The sequence below is a fragment of the Leisingera sp. F5 genome (assembly GCF_001593695.1).
Window position 1 is genome coordinate 1 of sequence record NZ_LUKH01000720.1, and the last position, 1,797, is coordinate 1,797.

At 61.8% G+C, this 1,797-nt stretch carries 3 protein-coding genes; 2 read left to right on the top strand and 1 reads right to left on the bottom strand.

Annotated elements, in window-relative coordinates; translation table 11 throughout:
• Both A2I95_RS35205 and A2I95_RS35210 read left to right on the top strand, forming a co-directional pair.
• Positions 1-697 (top strand): rhomboid family intramembrane serine protease (locus A2I95_RS35205; RefSeq protein WP_291737210.1); only part of this gene is annotated, 697 nt, incomplete at its 5' end.
• Positions 698-1,032: 335 nt separating this feature from the next.
• Positions 1,033-1,410, top strand: a complete 378-nt coding sequence (locus A2I95_RS35210; RefSeq protein WP_291737211.1) for a GFA family protein — start codon at positions 1,033-1,035, stop codon at positions 1,408-1,410.
• Between the two features lie 116 nt (positions 1,411-1,526).
• On the opposite strand, the gene A2I95_RS35215 is transcribed toward A2I95_RS35210, so the two are convergent.
• The coding region (locus tag A2I95_RS35215; protein WP_291737213.1) for an inositol monophosphatase family protein at positions 1,527-1,797 on the bottom strand (271 nt) is incomplete at its 5' end.

Below are 1,797 nucleotides of genomic sequence, written 5' to 3' on the forward strand. Positions count from 1 at the left end.
CCTGGCCTATGTCTACTACACGGCGAGCTATGCCAGCCCCCGCGCGCTGGCCTTTTTCTATGACTCCTACGCGGTGGTGCCGGCCGAGATCAGCCACGGCTACGGGTTCGAGACCCTGTTCACCTCAATGTTCATCCACGCAGGGCTGATGCATCTGGGCGGCAACATGCTGTTCCTGTGGATCTTCGGCGACAATCTGGAGGATGAGATGGGCCACCTGCCCTTCCTTGTCTTCTACCTTGCCAGCGGTATCGGCGCCGGGCTGATACACGTCTATTCGGCGCCCGGGTCCATGGTGCCCACGGTGGGGGCTTCCGGCGCCATTGCGGGCGTCATGGGCGGCTACCTGTTGATGTTCCCCAAGGCGCGCGTCGATATCCTGCTGGTGCTGATCATCTATTTCCGCATCTTCACGATCCCCGCTTTTGTGATGCTGGGCGTCTGGCTGGCAATGCAGTTCTTCGGCGGCCTCGGCGCTGATCCCGATCAGGGCGGCGTTGCCTATTGGGCCCATGCCGGCGGTTTTGCGGTGGGTCTGGTCCTGTGCCTGCCCCTGTGGCTGCGGCGCGGTGGCCCGGCGTTCTGGAACAAGACCCATGGCCAGCCGCCGCATCCGGAGAACGAGTATGAATATTCCGCCAGCCGCATCCCCAAGCTGCCGCGCAAGAAGCGCAATCCGGGGCCTTGGGGGAAATAGAAAGAGGGCGGCAGTTTAGCCGGTCCTTATGAAGCAACTGCTGCCCTGCTGCATCGGCGCGTCCAGATAAGCCGCCAGCGATCTGCAATGAATCGCTGGCACTTTCAGCGACCGGCTTGACCAGCCCGAAATTGAACCGCATCGCAGACCTGCGAAAATGGCTGGTTTGCTGCATCCGGTGAAAAAAGCAGGGCATTTGGTCGTCGAGCGGCCTGCTGTGATAATAATCTAAAAGTAATACAGGCCGCTCTAACCCGATTCTCCTCCCCCCTGAAGAAGACCGGGATGTCAGGGATGTAGGGCCGCGAAAAGCTGTGTCCAGTACAGGAAGTGATATGGAACACCTGAAAGCCACCTGCCACTGCGGCGCTGTTGAGATCGAGGCAGAGTTTCCCGAAGGCCTCGCCTCGGCTGCGCGCTGCGACTGTTCATTTTGCCGCCGCCGCGGGGCGGCTGCGGTCACTGCTGTTGCCGCCAGCCTGAAGGTGCTGAAAGGGGCCGGGAACCTCAGCCTTTACACTTGGGGCAGCCATACGGCGAAACACTATTTCTGCAAGACTTGCGGCATCTACACCCACCACCAGCGCCGCTCAGATCCCAAGGAATGCGGCGTCAATCTGGGCTGTATCGAGGGAGCAAACCCACGGACCCATCCGGAAACCTATGGAGAGATCCCCTGGAACGACGGGGTGAACCATCCGTCGGATCAGTAGTTTAACACGCTGAGGGCGGCGCCCGATCCTCGGGCCGGGCAGCGCCCGATCGGCCAGGCGAAACAGAAAACGCGACCCAAAGGCCGCGTTTCCGGTACTCAAAGCTCCGCGGTGGTTCAGCCGCGGATCACCTTGGCGAAGCTATCAAAGATCGGCTCGTTCGAGCACACCACAGAACCGCTGTCGATAATACCTGCCTCGGGGTCGATTGCCTCGGCAAAGCCGCCGGCTTCTTTCACGATGATGATGCCTGCGGCCAGGTCCCAGGGGTTCAGGCGGCGTTCCCAGAAGCCCTCGTAGCGGCCGGCCGCCACATAGGCCATGTCCAGCGCGGCAGAACCCCAGCGCCGCACGCCGGCGCAAGCGGGCATCAGGCGGGCCAGATCC